Origin of the sequence: Streptococcus mitis, assembly GCF_946190375.1 — a bacterium.
Classification (GTDB): Bacteria; Bacillota; Bacilli; order Lactobacillales; family Streptococcaceae; genus Streptococcus; species Streptococcus mitis_CJ.
This window is the reverse complement of record NZ_CAMIAF010000021.1, coordinates 15,157-39,966: the sequence shown is the minus strand read 5'-3', so window position 1 is coordinate 39,966 and position 24,810 is coordinate 15,157. Positions and strand designations below refer to the sequence as shown.

At 37.9% G+C, this 24,810-nt stretch carries 29 protein-coding genes; 7 read left to right on the top strand and 22 right to left on the bottom strand.

Features of this window, described 5'->3' with window-relative positions:
- Positions 1-114: 114 nt before the first annotated feature.
- Genes N8M09_RS09570 through N8M09_RS09560 form a run of 3 tightly spaced genes read right to left on the bottom strand, consistent with a single transcriptional unit; the run spans position 115 to position 3,260 of the window.
- Positions 115-1,374 carry an ABC transporter permease gene (locus tag N8M09_RS09570; protein ID WP_261065004.1) on the bottom strand — a complete coding sequence of 420 codons (1,260 nt, stop codon included), beginning with the start codon at positions 1,372-1,374 and terminating at the stop codon, positions 115-117.
- Position 1,375: 1 nt separating this feature from the next.
- Positions 1,376-2,077, bottom strand: a complete 702-nt coding sequence (locus N8M09_RS09565; protein WP_033680086.1) for an ABC transporter ATP-binding protein — start codon at positions 2,075-2,077, stop codon at positions 1,376-1,378.
- On the bottom strand, positions 2,061-3,260 hold the full coding sequence (locus N8M09_RS09560) for an efflux RND transporter periplasmic adaptor subunit (RefSeq protein WP_261065005.1): 1,200 nt from the start codon (positions 3,258-3,260) through the stop codon (positions 2,061-2,063). The genes N8M09_RS09565 and N8M09_RS09560 overlap by 17 nt, the downstream gene beginning before the upstream one ends.
- 289 nt (positions 3,261-3,549) lie before the next feature.
- Between N8M09_RS09560 and gor the strand changes: the two genes are divergently transcribed.
- Entirely contained in the window at positions 3,550-4,896 is a 1,347-nt protein-coding gene (gene gor, locus N8M09_RS09555; protein WP_261065003.1) for a glutathione-disulfide reductase, read from the top strand.
- A gap of 165 nt (positions 4,897-5,061) precedes the next feature.
- Here the strand turns inward: gor and N8M09_RS09550 are convergent, their stop codons facing one another.
- The 4 genes from N8M09_RS09550 to N8M09_RS09535 all read right to left on the bottom strand — a co-directional run bounded on the left by N8M09_RS09550 (position 5,062) and on the right by N8M09_RS09535 (position 8,565).
- Complete coding sequence (locus tag N8M09_RS09550) at positions 5,062-5,562, bottom strand: hypothetical protein (RefSeq protein ID WP_224218295.1); 501 nt, start codon at positions 5,560-5,562, stop codon at positions 5,062-5,064.
- A complete protein-coding gene (locus N8M09_RS09545) occupies positions 5,559-6,182 on the bottom strand; it encodes an ATP-binding cassette domain-containing protein (protein WP_224218296.1) in 624 nt (207 codons plus the stop codon). The genes N8M09_RS09550 and N8M09_RS09545 overlap by 4 nt, the downstream gene beginning before the upstream one ends.
- The gene (locus N8M09_RS09540; RefSeq protein ID WP_261065002.1) at positions 6,179-8,161 is read right to left on the bottom strand and encodes an ABC transporter permease; all 1,983 of its coding nucleotides are present in this window, start codon (positions 8,159-8,161) and stop codon (positions 6,179-6,181) included. The genes N8M09_RS09545 and N8M09_RS09540 overlap by 4 nt, the downstream gene beginning before the upstream one ends.
- 65 nt (positions 8,162-8,226) lie before the next feature.
- Positions 8,227-8,565 (bottom strand): hypothetical protein, encoded by a 339-nt coding sequence (locus N8M09_RS09535; protein ID WP_000746107.1) that lies wholly within the window; start codon positions 8,563-8,565, stop codon positions 8,227-8,229.
- Positions 8,566-8,988: 423 nt separating this feature from the next.
- Here N8M09_RS09535 and N8M09_RS09530 point away from each other — a divergent pair, with 423 nt between their 5' ends.
- Positions 8,989-9,525: a biotin transporter BioY gene (locus N8M09_RS09530; RefSeq protein ID WP_261065001.1), complete on the top strand. Its 537-nt coding sequence runs from the start codon at positions 8,989-8,991 to the stop codon at positions 9,523-9,525.
- Positions 9,526-9,578: 53 nt separating this feature from the next.
- Here the strand turns inward: N8M09_RS09530 and N8M09_RS09525 are convergent, their stop codons facing one another.
- Positions 9,579-9,794 (bottom strand): YdbC family protein, encoded by a 216-nt coding sequence (locus tag N8M09_RS09525; RefSeq protein ID WP_000807422.1) that lies wholly within the window; start codon positions 9,792-9,794, stop codon positions 9,579-9,581.
- Between the two features lie 98 nt (positions 9,795-9,892).
- On the opposite strand from N8M09_RS09525, the gene N8M09_RS09520 reads away from it, so the two are divergent.
- Complete coding sequence (locus N8M09_RS09520) at positions 9,893-10,213, top strand: hypothetical protein (protein WP_001216096.1); 321 nt, start codon at positions 9,893-9,895, stop codon at positions 10,211-10,213.
- A 30-nt stretch (positions 10,214-10,243) separates the two neighbouring features.
- Here N8M09_RS09520 and N8M09_RS09515 read toward each other — a convergent pair whose 3' ends face one another.
- The 7 genes from N8M09_RS09515 to rpsP form a co-directional block, all read right to left on the bottom strand.
- Complete coding sequence (locus N8M09_RS09515; RefSeq protein WP_001196040.1) at positions 10,244-10,582, bottom strand: ATP cone domain-containing protein; 339 nt, start codon at positions 10,580-10,582, stop codon at positions 10,244-10,246.
- Positions 10,583-10,593: 11 nt separating this feature from the next.
- Complete coding sequence (gene trmD / locus N8M09_RS09510; RefSeq protein ID WP_261065000.1) at positions 10,594-11,313, bottom strand: tRNA (guanosine(37)-N1)-methyltransferase TrmD; 720 nt, start codon at positions 11,311-11,313, stop codon at positions 10,594-10,596.
- Positions 11,303-11,821, bottom strand: coding sequence for a ribosome maturation factor RimM (rimM, locus tag N8M09_RS09505; RefSeq protein WP_261064999.1), 519 nt, complete (start codon positions 11,819-11,821; stop codon positions 11,303-11,305). The genes trmD and rimM overlap by 11 nt, the downstream gene beginning before the upstream one ends.
- A gap of 30 nt (positions 11,822-11,851) precedes the next feature.
- Entirely contained in the window at positions 11,852-12,640 is a 789-nt protein-coding gene (locus N8M09_RS09500; protein ID WP_261064998.1) for an alpha/beta fold hydrolase, read from the bottom strand.
- A 290-nt stretch (positions 12,641-12,930) separates the two neighbouring features.
- The gene (locus N8M09_RS09495; RefSeq protein ID WP_261064997.1) at positions 12,931-13,422 is read right to left on the bottom strand and encodes a hypothetical protein; all 492 of its coding nucleotides are present in this window, start codon (positions 13,420-13,422) and stop codon (positions 12,931-12,933) included.
- On the bottom strand, positions 13,409-13,648 hold the full coding sequence (gene kphA / locus N8M09_RS09490) for an RNA-binding protein KphA (protein ID WP_000379617.1): 240 nt from the start codon (positions 13,646-13,648) through the stop codon (positions 13,409-13,411). Before kphA ends, N8M09_RS09495 begins: the two co-directional genes overlap by 14 nt.
- Before the next feature lie 19 nt (positions 13,649-13,667).
- Positions 13,668-13,940, bottom strand: coding sequence for a 30S ribosomal protein S16 (gene rpsP / locus N8M09_RS09485; protein ID WP_000268760.1), 273 nt, complete (start codon positions 13,938-13,940; stop codon positions 13,668-13,670).
- A gap of 695 nt (positions 13,941-14,635) precedes the next feature.
- Here rpsP and N8M09_RS09480 point away from each other — a divergent pair.
- From N8M09_RS09480 to N8M09_RS09470, 3 genes are all read left to right on the top strand, one after another.
- A complete protein-coding gene (locus tag N8M09_RS09480) occupies positions 14,636-15,214 on the top strand; it encodes a hypothetical protein (protein ID WP_261064996.1) in 579 nt (192 codons plus the stop codon).
- A gap of 2 nt (positions 15,215-15,216) precedes the next feature.
- Positions 15,217-15,441: a helix-turn-helix transcriptional regulator gene (locus tag N8M09_RS09475; protein ID WP_049534530.1), complete on the top strand. Its 225-nt coding sequence runs from the start codon at positions 15,217-15,219 to the stop codon at positions 15,439-15,441.
- 305 nt (positions 15,442-15,746) lie between these two features.
- Positions 15,747-16,550 (top strand): peptidylprolyl isomerase, encoded by an 804-nt coding sequence (locus tag N8M09_RS09470; protein ID WP_049499633.1) that lies wholly within the window; start codon positions 15,747-15,749, stop codon positions 16,548-16,550.
- Positions 16,551-16,604: 54 nt separating this feature from the next.
- On the opposite strand, the gene N8M09_RS09465 is transcribed toward N8M09_RS09470, so the two are convergent.
- The 7 genes from N8M09_RS09465 to N8M09_RS09435 all read right to left on the bottom strand — a co-directional run bounded on the left by N8M09_RS09465 (position 16,605) and on the right by N8M09_RS09435 (position 23,210).
- The gene (locus tag N8M09_RS09465) at positions 16,605-18,146 is read right to left on the bottom strand and encodes an ABC-F family ATP-binding cassette domain-containing protein (RefSeq protein WP_173253317.1); all 1,542 of its coding nucleotides are present in this window, start codon (positions 18,144-18,146) and stop codon (positions 16,605-16,607) included.
- Between the two features lies 1 nt (position 18,147).
- On the bottom strand, positions 18,148-18,630 hold the full coding sequence (locus N8M09_RS09460) for a VanZ family protein (protein ID WP_261064995.1): 483 nt from the start codon (positions 18,628-18,630) through the stop codon (positions 18,148-18,150).
- The gene (rlmN, locus tag N8M09_RS09455) at positions 18,630-19,715 is read right to left on the bottom strand and encodes a dual-specificity RNA methyltransferase RlmN (protein ID WP_000804760.1); all 1,086 of its coding nucleotides are present in this window, start codon (positions 19,713-19,715) and stop codon (positions 18,630-18,632) included. Before rlmN ends, N8M09_RS09460 begins: the two co-directional genes overlap by 1 nt.
- 20 nt (positions 19,716-19,735) lie before the next feature.
- Positions 19,736-20,266 carry a YutD family protein gene (locus N8M09_RS09450; protein ID WP_261064994.1) on the bottom strand — a complete coding sequence of 177 codons (531 nt, stop codon included), beginning with the start codon at positions 20,264-20,266 and terminating at the stop codon, positions 19,736-19,738.
- 156 nt (positions 20,267-20,422) lie between these two features.
- The gene (gene sodA, locus N8M09_RS09445; RefSeq protein WP_020903212.1) at positions 20,423-21,028 is read right to left on the bottom strand and encodes a superoxide dismutase SodA; all 606 of its coding nucleotides are present in this window, start codon (positions 21,026-21,028) and stop codon (positions 20,423-20,425) included.
- 176 nt (positions 21,029-21,204) lie between these two features.
- The gene (gene holA / locus N8M09_RS09440) at positions 21,205-22,242 is read right to left on the bottom strand and encodes a DNA polymerase III subunit delta (protein ID WP_261064993.1); all 1,038 of its coding nucleotides are present in this window, start codon (positions 22,240-22,242) and stop codon (positions 21,205-21,207) included.
- Positions 22,243-22,274: 32 nt separating this feature from the next.
- The gene (locus tag N8M09_RS09435) at positions 22,275-23,210 is read right to left on the bottom strand and encodes a dihydroorotate oxidase (RefSeq protein ID WP_261064992.1); all 936 of its coding nucleotides are present in this window, start codon (positions 23,208-23,210) and stop codon (positions 22,275-22,277) included.
- A gap of 227 nt (positions 23,211-23,437) precedes the next feature.
- On the opposite strand from N8M09_RS09435, the gene gdhA reads away from it, so the two are divergent.
- Entirely contained in the window at positions 23,438-24,784 is a 1,347-nt protein-coding gene (gene gdhA, locus N8M09_RS09430) for an NADP-specific glutamate dehydrogenase (RefSeq protein WP_050108763.1), read from the top strand.
- Positions 24,785-24,810 lie beyond the last annotated feature (26 nt).

Here is a 24,810-nt window from a genome sequence, read left to right as displayed (position 1 = left end):
ATCAAAAAAGAAAGGACAAATTTCGTCCTTTCTCGATCTTAGCTTTTCTTCAACCCACTACAGTTGACAAAGAGCCTACAAAAACAAGATAGACGAGTGTCCATCTTGTTTATTCTATTCATAACGAAGGGCTTCGATTGGATCAAGTTTCGATGCCTTGTTGGCTGGCAAGACTCCAAAAACGATACCCACACTAGCCGAAACTGCAAGACTAAATAGGGCAACTGGAATTGATACTCCAACTTCTATACCCGCAATCAAACCTTGTAGTAACAAACCTGCTAAGGCAGTTAAACCACTTGCAATTGTCAAACCAATTAATCCACCTAACAAGGTCAAAATCATGGATTCAATCAAAAACTGGATTAAAATATTGGCACGAGTTGCACCCAAAGCCTTACGGAGACCAATCTCACGGGTACGCTCTGTAACAGAAACCAGCATAATGTTCATAACACCAGTTCCTCCAACAAAGAGAGAAATTCCTGCAATGGCACTAATAACCGTCGTCATAAAACTAAACGATTGTTGAACTTCTGCAAATGCAGCTGACTCATCTACCACTTGATATTCTCCCTGTTGCAAGCCAGCAAGCTCTGTCATTTTTCGTGCTAATTCTGGACCCAGAGTTTGAGTCAAGCTTGTGTCATTCACTCGAAAGACAATATTAGCTATTTCATCTACATTAAAATTCGCAGCAAGGGAGATATTTGTGGTAATAGGTAAGCCACCAAAACCATATATTTTTGAATTTTTAGATTCTGGGCTAGTATAAACACCAATGACTCGATAACTAAAACCATTGACTTCTACAACCTTGTTAATAGCCTCTTGAGGAGATCCAAATAGACTAATGGATAATTCTTCATCAAGCAAAATGACACTTGCAAATTCTTTGAAATCTTGTTCTCTCAGGCTACGACCTGCAAGAATTTCATTGTTAACAGCCTCCATATAAGTTCTGTTTCCACCTGTCAAATTGGCATTTTCAACCTTTTTATCTTTATAAGTCAAGATGGCGTTCGTTGAGTTGGTTAAATAGTAATTATCCACTCCCTTCAGTTTGGCTGCCTCCTTGACCCAAGATTCTTGCGGTTTTGGTGGTTCAACATGAACTTCCTCTTCTTTTCCAGAAACCGTAAAAGCTGATTGTTTCTGAGTAAAAGACCCATCTTTACTTTTTTTAGAAGAGAAAAAGACACTGATATTTTTCTGAGATCTAGTCATGTTTTTATTGAGATATCGAGACATGGAATCACCCAGAGCCATAATCACAACAACTGATGAAACACCGATAATAATTCCAATCATGGTAAGCAAAGAACGCATCTTGTGAGCCATAATAGATGAAAAGGCAAATTTCAGATTCTGCATCTTAGTTTTCCTCCTTTTCTAACTGAGCACTATCAGATGAAATAACTCCATCGCGAATGACAATCTGACGTTTGGCATAAGCAGCTATTTCAGGCTCATGCGTTACCATGATAATGGTTTTTCCTTCTTTGTTCAAGTCAACTAATAATTGCATGATTTGATTACCTGTTTTGGTATCCAAGGCTCCTGTCGGTTCGTCTGCTAGGATAATAGAAGGATTGTTTACCAAGGCACGCGCAATAGCCACACGTTGCTTTTGACCACCAGATAATTCCGAAGGCAAATGATGACTACGTTCTGTCAATTCAACCTTATCTAGATATTCCTCAGCTAACTTACGACGTTTTGAAGCCGAAACTCCTGCGTAAATTAAGGGTAATTCTACATTTTGCAAAGCATTGAGTTTAGATAGAAGAAAGAACTGCTGAAAGACAAATCCGATTTGTTGGTTACGGACCTTGGCTAGTTGTTTTTCACCAAGTCCAGCTACTTCTTGGCCTTCAAGATAATATTCTCCACTGGTTGGTGTATCCAACATGCCGATCGTATTCATGAGAGTGGACTTACCAGAACCAGATGGTCCCATAATGGCAACAAACTCACCCTCATTCACTTCTAGGTTGATATTTTTGAGAACCTGCAGTTCTTGGTCACCGTTACGGTAGCTTCTGCAGATATTTTTTAGACTAATTAGTTGCTTCATCAACCTTCACCTCTTTTCCTTCCTCTAGAGAAGACGTTGGGTTACTGATGACCTTGACTCCATTTGTCAGACCTGAAGTGATTTCTTGGTTGTCTGCATCAGCATTACCCAAACTAACTTCCACTTTCTTGGCCTTTTTCTGCTCGTCAAGCACCCAGACATAGTTCTTATCATTTTCAGTCACAATACTTGTTAGAGGAACCAAAATGGCTTTACTCTTGTTCTTGACCTCAACACTTACTGAGAATCCTTGTTTCAAATCACCGATTTCACTTGTAACATCGATGGTATATGGATATTTAGAACCAGAATTACCGCCTGCTGCTGCAGCTGCACTTGCTGCTTCGCCATTGTTTTTAGGGTAGTCAGAAATATAGCTAAGCTTACCTGTCCAGCTCTTATCTTGATAAACTTTAGAAGTAAAGGTCACTTCTTGACCTACAGATAAGTTGGCAAGGTTATATTCAGATAGTTCACCCTTAACTTGCAAGTTTTCATTGCTAACGACATGAACTACCACCTGGCTAGCTCCAGTTGGAGATTTTGAAACATTGCGGTTGACTTCGACTACAGTTCCTTCTAGAGTGCTGAGAACCGTCATTGCATCCAACTGACTTTGAGCCTTACTTAATTGTGCTGCTGCATCTGCACGAGCATCACGAGCATCACCTAGTTGTGCATCAATAGATGACACTGAATTTCCTGAGACTGGAGCTGGAGTTTGGGCTGCTGCACCTTCGCCTCCTGCTGGCGCTGGTAACTGGGGAGCTGAAGCGGCTTCATTTCGTGCTTGATTGAGTTCGTTGATATGACGGTCTGCCTTAGCGACTGCTCGGCTCGCTGAATCATAGGCCGCCTGGGCTTCTGAACTACTGTACTTGACTAAAGCCTGTCCTTCACTGACTTTATCACCCACAGAAACAAGGATTTCATCTAAATCACCCTTACTAGCATCAAAATAAACATATTGTTCATTTTTTGCTGTTACTGTCCCTGACAATAAAACAGAGGATGCCACGCTTCCTTCCTTGGCAACAACAAGATGAGTAGCCTCATCTTTTACAGCAGTCTGAGAAGGTTGTCTAAAGAGTAAAATCCCCCCAGCACCCAATACAACTACACTTGCAGCACCGATTGCTGCATACAATTGCCACTTTTTAGATTTACCATTCTTTTTCATAATGAAACTCCTTTTTGATTTAAAGTTCTTAACAATATTATACAAAAATTATCAATTTGAAACAATAACATTTCAGAACGAAATAATGACATTTCAGGATTTAATTATTGTTCGGAATTTATTTCGCAATCATTGTACTAGTTATATGATACACTTTATTTTTCTTTTTTGCAAGCCTTTTCTTTAATTTTTTTGAACGTAGCAGATTTTTGCAATCAAATCAAAAAAAAGATAGAATATGACTATCAAAAAATGACACTCTACTATTTAAAAGAGTACAAAGGAGTTTTCAATGAGAGAATACGATATCATTGCTATCGGTGGAGGTAGCGGAGGAATTGCTACCATGAACCGTGCTGGTGAACACGGAGCTAAAGCAGCCGTTATTGAGGAAAAGAAACTAGGTGGAACCTGTGTCAATGTCGGCTGTGTTCCTAAAAAAATTATGTGGTACGGGGCGCAAATCGCTGAGACTTTCCATCAATTTGGAGAAGACTACGGCTTTAAGACTACTGATCTTAACTTTGACTTTGCAACCCTACGTCGCAATCGTGAAGCCTACATTGATCGTGCTCGTTCTTCTTATGATGGCAGTTTTAAACGCAACGGCGTAGACCTGATTGAAGGCCATGCTGAATTTGTAGATTCTCATACTGTTAGCGTAAATGGTGAACTGATTCGTGCTAAACATATCGTGATTGCTACTGGTGCCCATCCAAGTATTCCAAACATTCCTGGTGCTGAACTAGGTGGCTCTTCTGATGATGTATTTGCCTGGGAAGAACTTCCAGAGTCAGTTGCAATTCTAGGTGCTGGTTATATCGCCGTTGAATTGGCTGGCGTACTCCACACTTTCGGTGTCAAGACAGACCTCTTTGTTCGTCGCGATCGCCCTTTACGTGGTTTTGATTCTTACATCGTTGAAGGTTTGGTAAAGGAAATGGAAAGAACAAACTTGCCACTTCATACTCACAAAGTCCCTGTCAAGTTAGAAAAAACTGCTGAAGGCATTACCATTCATTTCGAAGATGGTACTAGTCACACAGCTAGTCAAGTTATCTGGGCTACAGGCCGCCGTCCAAACGTTAAGGGCTTGCAACTTGAAAAAGCTGGAGTGACTCTGAACGAACGTGGCTTTATCCAAGTTGATGAATACCAAAATACTGTTGTTGAAGGAATCTACGCTCTAGGTGATGTAACAGGTGAAAAAGAACTGACTCCAGTTGCTATCAAGGCTGGGCGTACCCTATCTGAACGTCTCTTTAATGGAAAAACTACTGCAAAAATGGATTACTCAACTATTCCAACCGTTGTCTTTTCACACCCTGCTATCGGAACTGTTGGATTGACAGAAGAACAAGCTATTAAAGAATACGGACAAGACCAAATCAAGGTTTACAAATCAAGCTTTACTTCTATGTACTCTGCTTGCACTGGCAACCGTCAAGAAACACGTTTCAAATTGATCACAGCTGGTTCAGAAGAAAAAGTTGTCGGACTTCATGGAATTGGCTACGGCGTTGATGAAATGATTCAAGGATTTGCTGTGGCTATCAAAATGGGAGCAACCAAGGCTGACTTTGATGCAACTGTGGCGATTCACCCAACTGCATCTGAAGAATTTGTAACCATGCGTTAATCGAAATAAAAGAAGCAGAGCAAAAAACACTTCTAAATATCAAAAAGCGAGTATTTCCGTAGTTGGAGATACTCGTTTTCTTATGTCTTATTTTATAGTATGTTGAAATGAGATATGAAAAAATCAATTAACAAACCATAGCAAAATATAAGGATTATAACACAATCATCTATTCTTTTCTTTAAAAGATTCATATATTTTTTTATATAAGTCTTTTATCTCTTTTTTCTTAGAATTCAACTCTTCGTTACCGTAGTCAAAATTTGCTACTACAAATCCCTCGTCAGCATTAGAAAAAGTAAAAAATTCTATTCCAATGAGTTTATTATGCTTAGAGTCCTCTATAGTGTCTCCTAAACCATTATTGAATTTCTTCACTTCTTCTTCACGAACTCCGACCCCCGCAGCAGCTCCATTTGCAATGATGTTTGAAAATACTTCTTCTGAAGATGCTAATTCTTTCACAGTTATGAAGTATATAGCTTCTTCCGTTTCTACTTGTCTCACTTTATTCCATTTTTCTGTATCACTAGAAGAAAGCGTATAGACTATTAACTCCAGTGTTGGTTTATTGGTATTTTCTTTTGTAATCATTTGTTTTCCAAAGAAGAAAATAGCAAGTAGCCCAGCTACAAAGATCAAAGCAATATAAATTATCTTTTTCATACATTATCCCCTATATCTTTCATATCAATGATCACATCAACTTCGTTATAGACAGCTGGATCATGTGTCGCTATAATTACATATTTGTCTTCATCTCTTTCATTCAATAATAAACGAATAATTTCTTTTCCAATCTCACCATCTAAAGCTCCTGTAGGCTCATCTGCTAAGATAATTTTTCGTGGTTTCATTAACATTCTGGCAATAGCTACACGTTGAGCCTGCCCTCCAGACAATTCATATATTTTTTGATGTAAATAGTCATTTGACAGTCCTACTTTTTCAAGTACATCAGTTATTGTTTTTTTGTCTTTAGTGATAAGTTTCAAATTATCATATACTGTTTTGTTATCTATTAAAGAATAATTCTGAAATACATATCCAACAGTATTTTTAAAAAAAGTTCTTTCTTTTATCTTCCAAATATCTTGTTTATCAACTAAAACATTCCCACTGTCAATTTTTTCTAATCTTCCTATAATGTTAAGAAGGGTGCTTTTACCAGAGCCAGAACCTCCAATCAATGCATAACTTTTTCCAGATTCAAATTTTAAATTTAAGTCTGTAAAGATCTTTTTTGAGCCGAAACTTTTTGAAACGTTCAAAAGGTCAATTGTCATGTTTCATCTCCTTTTAAAATTTTAGTATAGCTTTCAGATAATTTTCTAAAACTCATGATTATTGACAACATCAAAACGAGCAGAGAAGCGAGACCAATATATAGCAACTCTATTTGACCTGTCATAAGAAATGTAAATAGGATAACTATTGTAATAGTCATCATAAAATACTTGAGACTTGAAATTGCTATATATGTTTTTGACAGACCCAAAATAATTTTTTTCACATATTCATTCTGTTTTAGGGCAATATAAAGTTGGACATATTGATAAATGAGTATAAAGACAATACTGTAAATTATCTTCTGCAAAATTTGTGAAAGTAGAATTTGGTGCTCTAAGGACTGGATCTTTAATTTCACAATTTGGTAAACATCTACTGGATTCATTGAAAAATTCAACTGGCTAGCCATTTCATTTATTTTATTTACCGCCTCAGGACTAAAAAGAGACTTATATGTTATATTACTAGCCAAAGAAAACTTGTTGTTTTCAATCATTTTGTCCGTATCTAACACAACAACAATGTTATCTTTACTATCTGCTACACTTGCGATTGGTAAAAACTCTTTCATTTTATGATTATCATCAGCATCTTCATTAAAATAAAAAATTTTTTTCCCATCAGGAATTATTTGTACTGCAATTTCTTCTTTTGTATAGTTTGTTCCAATAAATTGTTCTGCTACAACTGTATTTTCAATAGATTTCTGATTTTCTTTCCATTTCTCAGGAATATAGATGGTTGCTATCTTATTATCTAAAAGATGATAGTTTGTTCCATTCACTTTATTTTGTAGGTTAGCACCTGTTTGATTGATATAAATCAACTCTTTATTTATTTCTGGATTCGTTATTCCGTCATTTTCTAATTGTTTAGAAAAGTCTTCTAAAACATGAGATGTTTTCATGAAATCTGGAACATATGCCTTAGATCGGTCTATATATAAATAATCTAAGTTTTTTAAGGCAGCAGCTATCTGTAGATACTGACCATCCGAATCATTAACTTCTCCATTTTTAGTAGAGTTACTTTCAATTCCAAGGAACTCAATCCTTCTCCAGTCTTTTACTGTGTCCCATGGTACTAAATTCTGTATCTGTATGTTAATACTAGATTGACTACTCTTTGTTTCTTGTAAAAAAACTCCTGAGATAAGGATAATAATCGAAATAATGGCAAGCCATACGACAAAAATAAGTTTATTTTTTGCCTTGTTTTTAATAATTTCAATAGGCTTTTCAACCTGAATCGTCAACCAAAATAAAACAAAGGTGATGAGATCAATGATTTGAAATAGTATAAAATTCGTTAAAATCAGAGAGAAAAATAACTTAGAACTATAGGTGAAGAAACCATTTCCCAAAAAAGAACTGTAAGAAATCATCAATAAAGCCATCATAATCAGTTCAAAAATAAGAGAAATACCATAATCTCTTCTTAGATCGTATACAGGCAATCCCAAAGAACGTCGTATCACTCCTTCTTTAATCTGCTTCGTTCTAACAACAAATAACACAACTAATAAAGTTAAGTAAATTGAACCCATTAACAGTATTCTTAAAGTTCCAGTAAATTGTAAGATTCCTCCTATATACCAAGGATAAGCCATATATACTGTTTGCAACCCCGTCATCGTAAGTGGTTTCAAACTATCTATATCCATTTTCCCAAGGGTGTAATACATCCCTATTATTGGTGCGGACTTTAATTGTTCATTATTTACATCATCAAAATTTACATACTTCAACTGACCCGAACTCTGAACGATTGGCTTGTAAATGGTAACCTTTTCCCTTTTTGATACGTCACGAACCATTTCGTATACTTCATTATTAGAAAGATTGCTTTTTCCTTGAATAGAAAAAGCACCATCAATTGGTAAAGGTATGGGCATTTCGGTATCGCTAATAGTGACCCAACCAATTGCAGCAATCAAACAGAAGAAGAATCCAATGGTACATAATTTTAATTTCATAAGCAATTACCATATTACAAGAGACCCTATTTTATAATTGGGTCTCTTGTTTTCATAAATTATTTTTAAAATCTATAATAATCCCAATATGCATTTAATCGAACATCGCTCCAAGATTTTGTAGCACTTGAATATGCCCATCCATAATCTTGTTTATCCTGAGCTTTAACTGTTCCCCAAAAATTCGTTACTGAAGATTTTGAACCAATATTATCTGGAGATTTAACATAGTAATTCGAATAACCAGAGTTATCATTTACACCATATTCCCATATATCAATAATGGGACTTGGAGCAGGGTGTGCTGTAGTTGCACTAACAACACTAGCTACAGTAGCAAAGCTAAAACTTAAAACACTTGCAACTAGAAAAACAGATGCTTTCTTATTAATTCTTTTTTTCATTTTACTTCTCCTTGAATTAAAATATTTTATAAAACTCTGTACTAATCCTCTTTTAGTAACTCCGTATTACTTTAATATGAATTGATAATATTTAGGTTTTTAATCACCGTTATGGTATCTAGAGTAGTTAAAATATCTCATAACTACCCCTCCTTTTAAAATTGAACACATCTAGATGTATCCGTTTACATTTATTAATGTAGCACTTGTTTTTTAGTTTGTCAAGTATTTATAGTATATTTTTTTTGATAAAATGGGATTATCTATAAAGGCGATTTTCGAATCAACAAAATAATTATCCAACTTACCCAGTCAGCAAATCGGCTGTTACAGTTTTTTGTTAACTTATCTTTAAAAATTGGTTGACAATCATTCCTCTGCGACTATAATAGTTACTATACATAAGAAAAGAGGTTAACTATTTTGAAAAAAGCTCACGTTTATGCTATCCCTGCTATTGGGGCTGCTCTCATTGCTGTTTTGGCACAAATCAGTCTTCCAATTGGACCTGTTCCCTTCACTCTGCAAAACTTTGCAATCGGCTTGATTGCTACTGTCTTTAGACCGAGAGAGGCTGTACTTTCTGTCGGACTCTATCTTCTTCTAGGTGCTATCGGTCTTCCTGTCTTTGCAGGAGGTGGAGCTGGTTTTCAGGCTTTAGTGGGCCCTACTGCAGGCTATCTTTGGTTTTATCTTGTATACTCTGGACTTACTTCTTCCCTAACTAACAGCAAGAGTGGGATTGTCAATATTTTTCTTGCAAACCTCTTGGGTGATGCCCTTGTCTTTGTCGGAGGGATTCTTAGCTTGCATTTCCTAGCTGGAATGCCATTTGAAAAAGCTCTTGTTGTGGGGGTCATTCCCTTTATTATCCCAGACCTTGGTAAACTTCTAGCTATTAGTTTTATTAGCCGTCCCCTACTTCAACGCCTTAAAAATCAGCCTTACTTCACTAACTAAAAAAGGATATCGAGTTGTCATAACTCAATATCCTTTTCTTTCATTTTGAAAACTTAGTTTCCTTTAAAAGCATCCACCATCGTTTGAAATTCTTCATTGGAGAGAGTAATCCCTTTGCCCATTTTAGTATGATCTGGACTCCAAGCACGAATATCAAACTTTGCAGGGGCACCATTAAAGCTCACACGGTTGATTTCCTTGGTCCAACCTTTTTCGTTTTCAGAAAGAGTCAACAAGTGCTCTTCGATTTCAAATGTAAATTCTGCCATTTTCTTCTCCTTTTTTAGCTTTCATTTGATTATTCGTAAAATCTTGTAGATTTTAGGAAAATTTTATATAATATTGATATAAAAGAAGGGAGGCCAATATGAGACATAAATTCCAGCAAGTTCTAGATAAAATACATGACTTTTTAAATGGACATGACCAACCTGACCAGACTGAAAGCAACTCCCTTACAGCCACTATTGAAGAGGCTATCCAGAAACAAACCGCTGTTCACCTTATCTTGTCTGAGACAAGTTTTACAGGTGACATCATCAAATACGATCAGCAACGCCAGCAAATTATCGTGAAAAATTTTGCCAAAAATGTGACCCGTATTATCCGCATAAGCGATATTCAACGCCTACGATTTGTCCCCTCAACTGTCCAAACAGCCCAAAAAAATAGATTTAAGAAAGAGTGAGATGTAGTTGCTTCATCCCACTCTTTTTTCTTAGCGAATTTGTTCAAAATGTAAATGAACTGCGATATGATCTCCATAACCACTTCTTTCCAAGTCACGTTGTAGACGATAGGAAATGTAATGTTCTGCAATGGTAATGTAACCTGCACCCAGTAAACGATGTTCAACCATAGACTGAATCATGCTAATGGTAGCACGTTCCACCTTGGCCTCTTCCAAATCCAAAACCACTTTCTTAGTGACTTGTGCAAGATTTTGACGCAAATCATCTGTCAATACATAGACAGTCTGGGCTGCCTTTAAGATAGCTTGGTAAATCTTATCTGGATTAAATTCAGCAATTTCACCATCACGTTTGATTACTTGCATAGGTATCTCCTTTATTCTTTGTTTTCTTTGATTTCTGCTAGCATTTTTTCTTCTTCTGCTGTCAGTTGATAATGTTCAAGCAAATCCGGTCTGCGCTCATAAGTTTTCTTCAAACTCTCATACAATCGCCACTGACGAATCTTCTCATGGTGTCCGCTCATCAGTACATCTGGCACGACCATACCTCGGTAATCATAGGGACGTGTGTACTGAGGATATTCTAAAAGACCTGAAGAAAAACTATCATCTTGGTGGCTAGACTCCTTGCCAATCACTTCTGGAATCAGGCGAACTGTAGCATCAATCATGGTCATAGCCGCCAACTCTCCACCAGTCAAGACATAGTCGCCCAGGGAAATCTCATCTGTCACCAAGGTCTTAATGCGCTCGTCATACCCCTCGTAGTGACCACAGATAAAGATCAGTTCCTCTTCTTTGGCCAAATCCTCAGCGTAAGCTTGATCAAACTGTTTCCCAGCAGGATCGAGAAGAATGACGCGCGGATTTTTCTTTTTAATAGCATCAAAGGCATCGAAAATGGGTTGGGCTCGTAGCAACATCCCCTGACCACCTCCGTAGGGCTCATCGTCTACATGGCGGGCCTTTTCAGCATTTTCTCGAAAATTATGATACTGGATATCCAAGAGCCCTTTTTCTCGAGCCTTTCCAACGATTGAGTGCTCCAGTGGAGAAAACATCTCTGGAAAAAGGGTTAAAATATCAATCTTCATCGTCTAACCCTTCTAAGATTTCCACATCGACACGGTTATTCGGAATATCAACATTGATAATCACTGGTGGGATATAAGGCAAGAGCAAGTCACGTTTACCTTTTCGCTTAACCACCCAGACATCGTTGGCACCTGGTTGCAGGATTTCCTTGATGGTTCCAATCAAGTTATCACCCTCATAGACTTCCAAACCGATAATCTCATGATAGTAGAATTCACCATCATCTAAATCGTTTAAATCTTCCTCAGCAACCTTGAGACTGTATCCCTTGTACTTTTCAATGGCATTGATATGATACATATCTTTGAATTTAATAATGTCAAAGTTCTTCTGTTTACGGTGGCTAGCGATGGTCACTGTTTGAACAAACTGATCTTTTTCATCAAACAAGGCCAGCTCAGCCCCTTTTTTAAACCGTTCTTCTGCAAAATCTGTCACAGACAAGACTCGCATCTCACCCTGCAACCCCTGCGTATTGACGATTTTCCCAACATTAAAGTAGTTCATCTTGTCTCCTATAGTCTCCTTCTTTCCATCTTATTCTGACAATTCTCGAATAATAGTCGCAATTTTTTCTGATTCTGACCATTGTAAATAATGGTTATTCCCTCCTAAAATGAGTTTAGTATTGGAAGTCCAATATTCTGATTCTCTGTACTCTTTTTCTCTATAAGCCTGACAAAAAATAAACACAGGGATATAAGATTCTATAGATACATTCTCAAAATCTTCCTCAGTAATCTCTCCAGATATCTGAAATCCTGGATCTTGATTTTCCAATTCTGAGCCTTTTTCTTGCATTAATTCCCAGATTTTTTTATTAGTTTCAGGGCAAAATGTGGCTTGAGTTAAGTTCTTAAAATAAAGTTCAGGACCACACTCCTCAATCAGCCTCATCTGCTCTTCCATTTCTGGATAAGGATTTTCTGAAAAATCAGCAAACATAACTTTTTTAGTTGTCGGTTCCATTGCTACTAAAGCCTGACACTTAATTGGTTTGTTGAGCAATTTACAAGCTAAAATTCCACTCAAACTATGTACACAAAGTATATATTCAGAAATCCCTAATACTTCAAGTACTTCATAAACCGCATCTGCAAGATTATCCAGATTTTTTCCAGCTTGGTCATGAATCGGACTCCTACCTGTGTTCGGAAAATCAATAGTCAAATAACCAATTGTAGGAGGAAGTTTTTCAAGTATAAGTGAAAAATTTTCATAACTTGGTAGCAAACCCGCGCCACTTAAGCAAACTAGCATTTTCTTTTGCTTTTGATAAGTAACAGAGAGACTACCAATTTCTGTAGATACTTCAAACCTCTTCATAAAGAAATCCACTCATTCTATATAATGAATTATTAAAAATCCTTATCCTTTATTTTAACACGTTCCAAGGATTTTCTCAAGTTAGAGGAAAATACATAGAGAGCCCGCTATAGTCCAAAAAGTGCTAATAGTTTCCTCTTTAATGTTAATTTATATTTGAAAGATGAGATATTTACATTCCCATTATACATATTACTATAAAATGTATACTCGCCAATTTCACCCTGACTTGTTTTCAATTTCATTCTTAAACTAGGCATATTCTCTGGTAAATTTATATAAATCGATAACTATGTATAATTCTTTAAATTTTTAACTGTATGCAGTTTATTATTTACAATCAAACAAACGTTTCTTGAATCATAGTTTAAAGAATAAAATTCTACTATTTCAATATCAACTTCTTTGGGATAAAAAATCAAATGATTAAAAGGTTTGCTACTTATATTATGTGTAAACTCATGAATATAGTGAAAATTTGTATGTAAAGATTCAAACTCGAATGGTTTAATTACCTGAATTTCGATATTATTGATATAGGCCTTATTCTGAAAACTAATTTTTAAAATTACACCTATAAAAGTCGAAGTCTGTAAAATTCGCAATAACCAATCAATGTACATTGCCCAATCTATGTTTAAAATACAATCAATGTTCATTCTTTTCCAGTCCCCCTTTAAAAAGCCTTCCAAATCACGTTCATGTTGGTACTTAATGGCTGCAATTTTACACTTCTCGCAAAAAAGCGAGACATTCGTCCCGCCCTTCTTATTTTTCGTCAATAACGATTCTTACTTTTTTGTCTTCAGTTGGGACAGAGTAGACAATCGTTCTTATCGCAGAAATAGTGCGACCCTTACGACCGATTACACGACCCACATCACTTTGATCAAGATCCAAATGATATTCCAAAAACTCTGGTGTATCTTCAATCTTGATAGTTAAGGCATCTGGTTGTGAAATCAAGGGTTTCACAATCGCAATAATGAGATTTTCAATCGTATCCATCTGTCAACCTACTTTAAACTTATTTTGAGAATTTAGAATCGTGGAATTTTTTCAATACGCCTTCTTTTGAAAGGATGTTGCGAACTGTATCTGAAGGTTGAGCTCCATCAGCCAACCATGCAAGAACGCGATCTTCTTTCAAAGTTACTTGGTTTTCAGCAACAAGTGGGTTGTAAGTTCCAACTGTTTCGATGAAACGTCCGTCACGTGGTGAACGTGAATCTGCTACGTTGATACGGTAGAAAGGTTTTTTCTTAGAACCCATACGAGTCAAACGGATTTTAACTGCCATTTTTAAAGTCTCTTTTCTTATTTTTTATTTCGGTGAAATAGCTGAGCTATTTAGCACATGTTCTATTATAGCAGATTTCTGACAGGTGTCAAGAAAAAAACTTGACAGACTATAAAATTCTTAAACCATTTAGAAATTTGTTATATTTTAAAGAAAAATCAGAAAGAGAATGACATAAATACTATTTTAGAAAAATTTTATAAAGAACACCAAGTCAAACCTTTCATATTGCCTGAACGAGATTTGGATACTTGGCTCCTAAATCCTAAGCTCGTTCCCAAGCGAAATATCAAGGATTTTAAGAACGATATCTACCAATTAATTTATAAAATATAAATTAATAGATTCTAAATAGGGGAATAATTTAGTTCTGTAAAAATTAACTTCTACACCTACAAAGCTTATTCTGAGAGAGTTTATAACAGTCTAAGAAAAAAGTAGAGATTCATACAGTATCAAGATTTTCCAAAAATTCTTTATCATCAAATATTATTAACGAAACTATCCAAACCAAATCCGATGCATTGCTTCAAAGAATTCTTTAGTTGTTTGACCATCAAGGGCTTTTATTAAAAAATTTTTTCAAATAATTGCCACCTTGGCACATAAATTCTTGCTTTCTAAATTTAAATGTGATATATTTGTAACATAAAATTTAAGTGTTATATATTTATAACACAAAAAAGGAGTCTATCATGAAAAAAAGTCAAAAAATGCGTGGCCTCATTGCAATGATTGCCGTAGCTCTCTTTATTGATTTTACTGTTTTATTTGGTTCTAATCTTAGTTGGGAACCCAAGTTAGTTATTACTGGTATTTCAGTGTCAGGTCAAATTGTAGCTATTTGGAGCTGGCTACATAAGAGTCAGAAAGGTAAGGGAAAGATTATTTTTGACTTGTCTGCTAAGCTTTACACGATACTTGTGTTTGCAGCAAGCATTTTTTATACAGTAGGAATTTGGGTTGCGACCCCAAGCGAAAGTTCTGGTATTAAAGAATGGATTTTGGGAATGGGCCTCGTTATTGAAGTGATTGTATTTGTTTTTTTCTCTTTAAAAAATGTCAAGGAAACTCCGGACGAACGTTTTTATGCTAATTTAGCAAAGGCAGCTAGCTTGATGTTGGTTTTTATACTAGGCACACTGATGATCCTATCAGTTATCATTGGGTATATGGGGTCTCTCACTCTTTACATGGGACAGATATTTATTAGCATAGCTGCCTTGATTTGCATCTTTGCGGTTGTCTATTTTATCTTGGAACGTAGAGGATAAGCATGTCCAAAGAAAGCAAAATTATTACTAATCTCAAATCTGTTCGTGAGTCCACAGGCATGACCCAGCAGGAGTTAGCCGACCGCATCGGCATGCGACGCGAGACAATTCTGCACTTGGAAAACAATCGTTATAATCCTTCGCTTGAAATGGCTCTTAAAATTGCTCAAGTTTTTAATCTGAAAGTAGAAGACCTCTTTGAACTCAGACAGAAAGAGGAAGCATAATTCTTTTCGAGACCTAGTATTAAGTTCATTGATTAATTAGGAATTGAAGGCAAAAGAAAAAATCCTTTGAAAATGTGCTCTTTTAAAATATAGTAATTCTTTCGAATTAACGTTTGCTAATTGTGATGCTTTACGAGCTTTCTTAAGATCTGGTTTCCTAAATACTTCGAGTACACTTATGGTATTGATACCTCTAAACAAGCGACTTTTTGGTTGCTTGACTGTAAAACTACCCTGCCACTAACATTTGAAATCCCCTTCCTTTTAGGGTACAATGGTAGAAATGAATTTTTGAGAGGAATAGAATGAAAAAACTAGCAACCCTTCTTTTACTATCCACTGTAGCTCTAGCTGGATGTAGCAACATACAACGTAGTTTGCGTGGTGATGACTATGTAGATTCTAGCTTAGCTGCTGAAGAAAGTTCCAAAGCAGCTGCCCAATCTGCCAAGGAGTTAAACGATGCTTTAACAAACGAAAACGCCAATTTCCCACAACTATCTAAAGAAGTTGCTGAAGATGAAGCTGAAGTGATTCTCCACACAAGTCAAGGAGATATCCGTATCAAACTCTTCCCTAAACTCGCTCCTTTAGCGGTTGAAAACTTCCTCACTCATGCCAAAGAAGGCTACTATAACGGCATTACCTTCCACCGTGTCATCGATGGCTTCATGGTTCAAACTGGAGATCCAAAAGGGGACGGTACAGGTGGTCAGTCCATCTGGCATGACAAGGATAAGACTAAAGACAAGGGAACTGGTTTCAAAAACGAGATTACTCCTTATCTCTATAACATCCGTGGCGCTCTTTCTATGGCTAATACTGGTCAACCAAACACCAACGGTAGCCAATTCTTCATCAACCAAAACTCTACAGATACCTCTGCTAAACTCCCTACAAGCAAGTATCCAAAGAAAATCATCGAAGCTTATAAAGAAGGTGGAAATCCTAGTCTAGATGGCAAACACCCAGTCTTTGGCCAAGTCATTGACGGTATGGATGTTGTAGATAAGATTGCTAAAGCCGAAAAAGATGAGAAAGACAAACCAACTACTGCTATTACAATCGATAGTATCGAAGTAGTGAAAGACTACAATTTTAAATCTTAAAGATCTAAAAAATACAGTACCCACATACGGTACTGTATTTCTTTTATACTCATTTTAAGTTAGCTTGTTAAAATCCCAGATTTGGTCCATCCAGCCTTCATAGAAGTCAGGTTCGTGACAGACCATAAGAATCGATCCCTTGTATTCTTTGAGAGCGCGTTTGAGTTCATCCTTGGCGTCCACATCCAAGTGGTTGGTTGGCTCGTCAAGTACTAACACATTGTTTTCACGATTCATCAAGAGACAGAAACGAACCTTGGCTTGTTCCCCACCTGACAAGACTTGAATTTGGCTTTCAATATGCTTGGTTGTCAAACCACAACGGGCAAGGGCTGCACGGACTTCTGCTTGGTTGAGGGCCGGAAAGGCATTCCAGACAGCTTCAAGAGGTGTTTGACGATTGCCCCCTTCTACTTCCTGCTCAAAATAACCAAGTTCTAGGTAATCACCGCGTTCGACTTCCCCAGCAATTGGTGGAATAATACCCAAGAGAGACTTCAAGAGAGTTGTTTTCCCGATACCATTTGCCCCGATAATAGCAACCTTTTGATTGCGTTCGAAGGTAAGATTTAAGGGCTTAGTAAGAGGACGGTCATAACCAATCTGCAAATCCTTGGCTTGGAAGATAAAGCGCCCTGGTGTACGAGCCGGTTTGAAATCAAATGATGGTTTTGGTTTCTCACTTTGCAGTTCGATAATATCCATCTTATCCAATTTCTTCTGACGAGACATGGCCATGTTTCGTGTTGCAACACGCGCTTTGTTTCGAGCTACAAAGTCTTTGAGGTCTGCAATTTCTTTTTGCTGACGTTCGTAGGCAGCCTCTAGCTGAGATTTCTTCATAGCATAGACTTCTTGGAACTGGTAGTAGTCACCAGAATAACGCGTCAGCTGTTGATTTTCCACATGATAAACAATATTGATAACGTCATTTAGGAATGGAATATCATGTGAAATAAGGACAAATGCATTCTCATAGTTTTGGAGATAGCGCTTGAGCCAATCAATATGCTCAGCATCCAAGTAGTTGGTCGGCTCGTCCAGCAGCAAGATATCAGGCTTTTCAAGGAGGAGTTTAGCCAAAAGCACCTTGGTTCTTTGTCCACCTGACAAAGAGGTTACATCCGTATCCATGCCAAAGTCCATGACACCAAGGGCACGTGCTACTTCATCAATCTTAGCATCCAAGGTATAGAAATCACGACTCTCTAAACGGTCTTGAAGTTCGCCAACTTCTTCCATGAGAGCATCAACATCCGCTCCATCTTCAGCCATTTCCATATAAAGGTCATTGATACGGACTTCCGCTTTGAAAAGCTCATCAAAGGCTGTACGGAGAACATCACGCACCGACTGCCCTTCAGCAAGGACAGAGTGCTGATCCAAGTAACCTGCCGTCACATATTTAGACCACTCAACCTTCCCTTCATCTGGCAACATCTTACCAGTCACGATACTCATAAAGGTCGATTTCCCTTCACCATTGGCACCGACCAGACCGATATGTTCTCCCTTGAGGAGACGGAAAGATACATCTTCAAAAATTGCACGGTCACCAAAACCATGACTCAGATTTTTAACTTCTAAAATACTCATTTTAATTCCTTATCTTGTTTTTATGTAATCGTTTATAAAGTAGCCAAGCCAGATAGCCACCCAAGGTATTGGTCCACAAATCATCAATCTCAAAGACGCGATTAAAATCAAAGAAAAAATCTAAGACCAACTGCGTACACTCGATTCCAAGACTCACTAGAAAACTGAAAAAAATCACTTTTCTTGTCTTACGCAAGTTTGGAAGGAGATAAAGGAGTTGGAAAATCAGAGGAAAAAGCAAGAAGACATTGAGGATATTTTGTAGAAAAATCCAACATAATTGTCCTATGTCACTCACCTCACCCAGTTTCCAGAAAGAATTGAAAGGAGTCAAAAGAAAAACCAGGCGTCCAAGATGCTGAATACCTGGAGTTTCCACCCCCATGGGAGAATGTTCTTGAGGAGTAAAGCAAAAGTAAACGATACAAATACTATAGAAAATGACTCCCCAGACCAAAACATGATTATAAGTTTTCTTCATCATTAAGGATTGACTGCTGCGACTGCTTTCTGGCGGTCACGTTTCATTGTATTAGAACGCAATTGTCCACAAGCTGCATCAATATCAGTACCATGCTCTTGACGAACAACACAGTTAACCCCTTTTTTCTTAAGCGTATCATAGAAGGCCAGGACGCGCTCTTTGGGACTACGGCTATATTGGTCATGCTCACTAACTGGGTTGTAAGGAATCAAGTTTACATAAGACAATTTCTTGATGTTCTTGAGCAATTCAGCCAATTCCAAGGCTTGTTCTACACCGTCATTGACTTCATTGAGCATGATATACTCAAAGGTCACACGACGATTTGTTGTTTCAATGTAGTACTCAATAGCTGCAAAGAGTTTTTCAATCGGAAAGGCGCGGTTAATCTTCATAATACTTGAGCGCAACTCATTGTTAGGTGCATGAAGGGAAACGGCAAGATTGACCTGAACACCTTCATTAGCAAAGTCGCGAATTTTATGGGCCAAACCTGAGGTTGAAACCGTAATGTGACGAGCACCGATGGCCATTCCCTTGTCATCATTGATAGTACGAACGAAATTCAAGACATTGTTGTAGTTATCAAAGGGCTCACCGATTCCCATGACAACGATATGGCTGACGCGTTCGTCCTGACCACGCTCATCAAAGTATTTCTGAACCAGCATGATTTGCGCTACGATTTCCCCATTATTAAGGTCGCGTTGTTTCTTGATCAAACCAGAGGCACAGAAGGTACAACCGATATTACAGCCAACCTGAGTGGTCACACAGACTGACAAACCATAGTGTTGACGCATGAGTACTGTCTCAATCAGCATTCCATCTGGCAATTCAAAAAGATATTTAACTGTCCCATCAGCAGACTCTTGCACGATACGCTGTTTCAAGGGATTGACCACAAACTGATCATTAAGCTTAGCAATCAAATCTTTGGAAAGGTTGGTCATTTCTTCAAATGACTGGACACGTTTACGGTAGAGCCATTCCCAGATTTGATCTGCACGGAATTTCTTTTCTCCTTGCTCCAAAACCCATTCCTGCATGGTTTGACGTGTTAAACTATAAATTGACGGTTTCATTTCTTCTCCTTATTCTCTACTCACTTCTGACGAATGACAAAATGACGTTGTCCCTTGTCCTCTTTCTGAGAATGCTGGTCTTTCTGACGACGTCTATTTTTCTTATCTGCATTCGGTTTTCGTTTGGTTTGAGTCGATTTCTTTCCTTTTTTAGAAGGTGGTTCTTCTTCCTTCTTACGCATTTTCTTGTCAAATGATGCTCGCTTAGGGGCTTCATTTTCTAAGACAAAATAGGCACAACCATAACTACAATACTCTAAAAGGTAGTCTTGTAAACGACTGATTTTTTCAAGTTTTTCTTCTGTTCGGTCATCCTTGTAAAAACCTCGTAGACGAAGCTGTTCATTGCTCCAGTCTCCCACGATATAATCAAACTTGGTTAAGACTTCTGAAAAACGCTGATTAAAAGCCGTCACATCGAAGGCATCCTTGATGTTTTCCACCAAGGAAAAAGCTATCCCTTCCGTTTCTACCTTGTCCCCGTGTAAATGGAACTCAGGACCAGGAAACTTGTTATAGTTGTATAATTCAGGTGCAATTTCTTTTCGCATAGATATCCTTTTTCCACGATTACTTAATACTTTATTCTACCATAATTTCTAGCAGTTAGCACGTTTCTCATAAAAATGAAAAAAGTCTGACGATTTTGTCAGACCAAAATAATATAACCTTAAAAAGAGAAGAACAATTCTTCCCTCCAACTATCATTATTTAGCAGCTGCGTACAATTCATCTACTTTGTTCCAGTTGATCACTGAGAAGAAAGCTTTGATGTAGTCAGGACGCACGTTGCGGTATTTCACGTAGTAAGCATGTTCCCAAACGTCCAAGCCCAAGATTGGTTTTTTACCTTCTGAGATTGGTGTGTCTTGGTTTGCTGTTGAAGTCACTTCAAGCTTCCCTTCTTTGTTGACAACCAACCATGCCCAGCCAGAACCAAAACGAGTTGTTGCTGCTGCAGTGAAGGCTGCTTGGAAGTCTTCAAATGAACCAAATGTTGCATCGATTGCTGCTGCAAGTTCTGCTGAAGGAGCTGTTTTCTCAGGAGTCATCAATTCCCAGAAAAGAGCGTGGTTCAAGTGTCCACCACCATTGTTGATAAGCGCTTGACGGATATCAGCTGGGATAGATTCTACATCAGCAAGCAAGGCTTCAAGATCTTCACCGATTTCAGGGTGTTTTTCTAGAGCTGCATTGGCATTGTTGACATAAGTTTGATGGTGTTTGTCATGGTGCAAGTGCATTGTTTCCGCATCGATGTATGGTTCCAAAGCGTCGTATGCATATGGAAGATCTGGTAAGATAATAGCCATCTGTAATACCTCTTTTTCTTTCTATATGAAAATGATAACGCAAACATTCACTTTTTTCAAGTTTTTTGCTTATAGATAAGAAAATCACTGATATACTTTCTAATAAAATAAGTAAATCAGCAAGAAACCCACGACAAAATAATATTGACGCGGGTTAAAAAATTTTTCAGATAGTATCAATTGACCTGACTAGCAATCTGTAAGAGTGCCTTTTCAAAAAGGAAACCTTTTTCATAAAGACCTGTCTTAATCTGATGGTCTGTCTCAATCAAATAAGAAATAGCTTGCTTCAAAAAGCTCAAAGAAAGTCCTCTTGAATCCCTCAACGCAAACTTGATTTGATAGGGATTAGGATTTCGTCCGAGAAAACTACCTAAACTACTTGCAATCTGCGATTCTGTTTGACCAGACTCTGCCAAAATCTTCACCTGAGTAAAAGTCCGAAATTGTCCTAGCATGACTGCAATCAGTTTGATTTCATCTTCACCTTGCAAGGTCAAATCTCTAACCAAGTCACGCGCCTGATCCATCTTTTTAGTCAGAATAAACTGAGTTAAATCAAAAATATTGTCCTGCAAGGTCTTGGGAATTGCGTTAACAATATCCTCTTCCTCGATAACAGAGTCTTCCTTATAGGACTGTAAAAAGAGGAGATTTTTCTGAATTTCACTAAATTGGAAACCAGACTTGATAAGTAGATTTTCAAAGGATTGCCCCACAAACTGCAGACCTTGTTTCTGACTCCACTTTTGGAAATACTGGCGCAATTCTTGCTCTTTAGCTTCTACTGCATCAAAAACCTTGGCATCACGCTTAAGTAATTTAACCAACCGTCTTTTGCTATCCAGCTTTCCTTCCGCAAAGATTAACAACTTGGTTGTTGGTGAAGGGTTATCAAGATATTCCTCAAAAGATTTGAGCTCATCATCTGCCAAAAAGCGCTTTTTAGCAGTAGTGATGTCGACAAAATGATCCAATATCACGATTTTCTCATCCGCAAAGAAAGGAAGGCTGACCAACTCCAGTTCCACATCCTTGTAAACCACTTCTTTCATATCAAAGTAGGCAAAGTTGAGGTCGGCAGAATCATAGCCAATCTGTCTCAGCACTTGACTCTTCATTACTTCAAACTGACCCTGGTCTGTCCCTGTAAATAGGCTCAGACTAGGTAAATTTGATAAAGTCAACTTCTGACTTTCTTCAATGGCTAGCATCGTCTCTCCTTTCTTCTGATTTTTTAATGAATTTAATCAATATAGCGCAATTTCCCACGGAAATCTTCTAAGCTTTCGTACCCTTTTTCCGCCATGATTGCTTTCAGTTCATTAGTAATGCGGTCAAAAGCGCCAACTCCTTCTTTGTGAAGGGTGGTTCCCACCTGCACCATACTCGCTCCACAGAGGATATGTTCAAAGGCATCACGACCAGTCAGAACTCCTCCTGTTCCGATGATTTGGATTTGAGGGTTTAAGCGTTGGTAGAAAGCATGAACATTAGCAAGAGCAGTCGGTTTGATGTACTCTCCACCAATGCCACCGAAACCATTTTTAGGACGAATAACGACAGACTCATCTTCTATATATAGGCCGTTTCCGATAGAGTTAACACAGTTGACAAACTTAAGAGGATACTTGTTGAAAATAGCTGCCGCTTGGTCAAAGTGAACAATGTCAAAATATGGTGGCAATTTAATTCCCAGAGGTTTGGTGAAGTAGGCAAATACCTCTGCCAAAATCCGGTCTGTTGTCTCAAAATCATAGGCAATCTGAGGTTTACCTGGAACATTAGGACAGGAGAGGTTTAGCTCAGTCAAACCACGAAAATCACTCTCTTGGACTTTTTTCAAGATAGTATGGGTTTCCTCTGGAGACATGCCGACTAGAGATAAGAAGAAAGTTCGGTTCGGCTCTTTTTCCTGCAGATCCAAGAGGTAGTCCAAATAATAGTCTAAGCCCTTATTTGGCAAACCCATAGAGTTGATGGAACCAAGCGGAACATCTTGATAGCGTGGCTCAGGATTTCCCTGACGGAAGTCCAAGGTCGCTGTCTTGGTCACAAAAGTTCCTGCCGCTGAGTTTTTAACCCCCTCTAACTCCGCTATCGTCATACAAGCCACACCTGCTGCATTCATCAAGCAATTGTCAAACTCAAAACCAGCAATTTGTGTTTTCGTTGATACCATGATTCTGATCCTCCGGATTCCTTTTATTGCTAATATTATACCATATTTTCAGCTTTTCTCTTTAAGAAAGTCATTTATAAGAAAAAGGTTCGTTTTTTATCTATTTTCAAAAAGTCTCAAAACTAAATTGATAGAATTTTTAGAAAATTTTTGTTTTTCTCTTTACAGTTAAAAAAAATTCTGCTATAATGACACACATAATTAAATTAGAATTTAAGGAGAACGATATGACATCTGCTAAAGAATATATCCAAAGCGTGTTTGAAACTGTGAAAGCTCGTAACGGGCACGAGGCTGAATTCCTCCAAGCTGTTGAAGAATTTTTCAACACTTTAGAACCTGTATTTGAAAAACACCCTGAGTATATCGAAGAAAATATCTTGGCACGTATCACTGAGCCAGAACGCGTGATTTCTTTCCGTGTTCCTTGGGTTGACCGTGATGGAAAAATTCAAGTAAACCGTGGTTACCGTGTTCAATTCAACTCAGCTGTTGGACCATACAAAGGCGGACTTCGTTTCCACCCAACTGTTAACCAAGGGATTTTGAAATTCCTCGGATTTGAACAAATCTTCAAAAACGTCTTGACTGGACTTCCAATCGGTGGAGGTAAAGGTGGATCAGACTTCGATCCTAAAGGTAAAACAGATGCTGAAGTGATGCGCTTCTGCCAAAGCTTCATGACTGAATTGCAAAAACACATCGGACCATCACTTGACGTACCTGCTGGTGATATCGGTGTTGGTGGGCGTGAAATTGGTTACCTTTACGGTCAATACAAACGCCTTAACCAATTTGATGCTGGTGTCTTGACTGGTAAACCTCTTGGATTTGGTGGTAGCTTGATTCGTCCAGAAGCAACTGGTTACGGTTTGGTTTACTACACTGAAGAAATGCTTAAAGCTAACGGCAACAGCTTTGCTGGTAAGAAAGTGGTTATTTCAGGTTCTGGTAACGTAGCCCAATACGCTCTTCAAAAAGCGACTGAACTTGGTGCAACTGTTATCTCTGTTTCTGACTCAAATGGTTATGTCATCGATGAAAATGGTATCGACTTCGATCTTTTGGTTGATGTTAAAGAAAAACGTCGCGCTCGTTTGACTGAGTATGCAGCTGAGAAAGCAACCGCTACTTATCATGAAGGTTCTGTATGGACTTACGCTGGAAACTATGATATCGCTCTTCCATGTGCGACTCAAAACGAAATCAACGGTGAAGCAGCTAAACGTTTGGTTGCTCAAGGCGTTATCTGTGTATCTGAAGGTGCCAACATGCCAAGCGACCTTGATGCCATCAAAGTTTACAAAGAAAATGGTATCTTCTACGGACCTGCAAAAGCTGCCAATGCTGGTGGTGTAGCCGTTTCAGCCCTTGAAATGAGCCAAAATAGCCTTCGCCTCTCATGGACTCGTGAAGAAGTTGATGGACGTCTCAAAGATATCATGACAAACATCTTCAACACTGCTAAAACAACTTCAGAAACATATGGTCTTGATAAAGACTACCTTGCAGGAGCAAACATTGCTGCCTTTGAAAATGTAGCAAACGCTATGATCGCACAAGGTATTGTTTAAGAGTTATTTGCTCGATCCTCAATCGC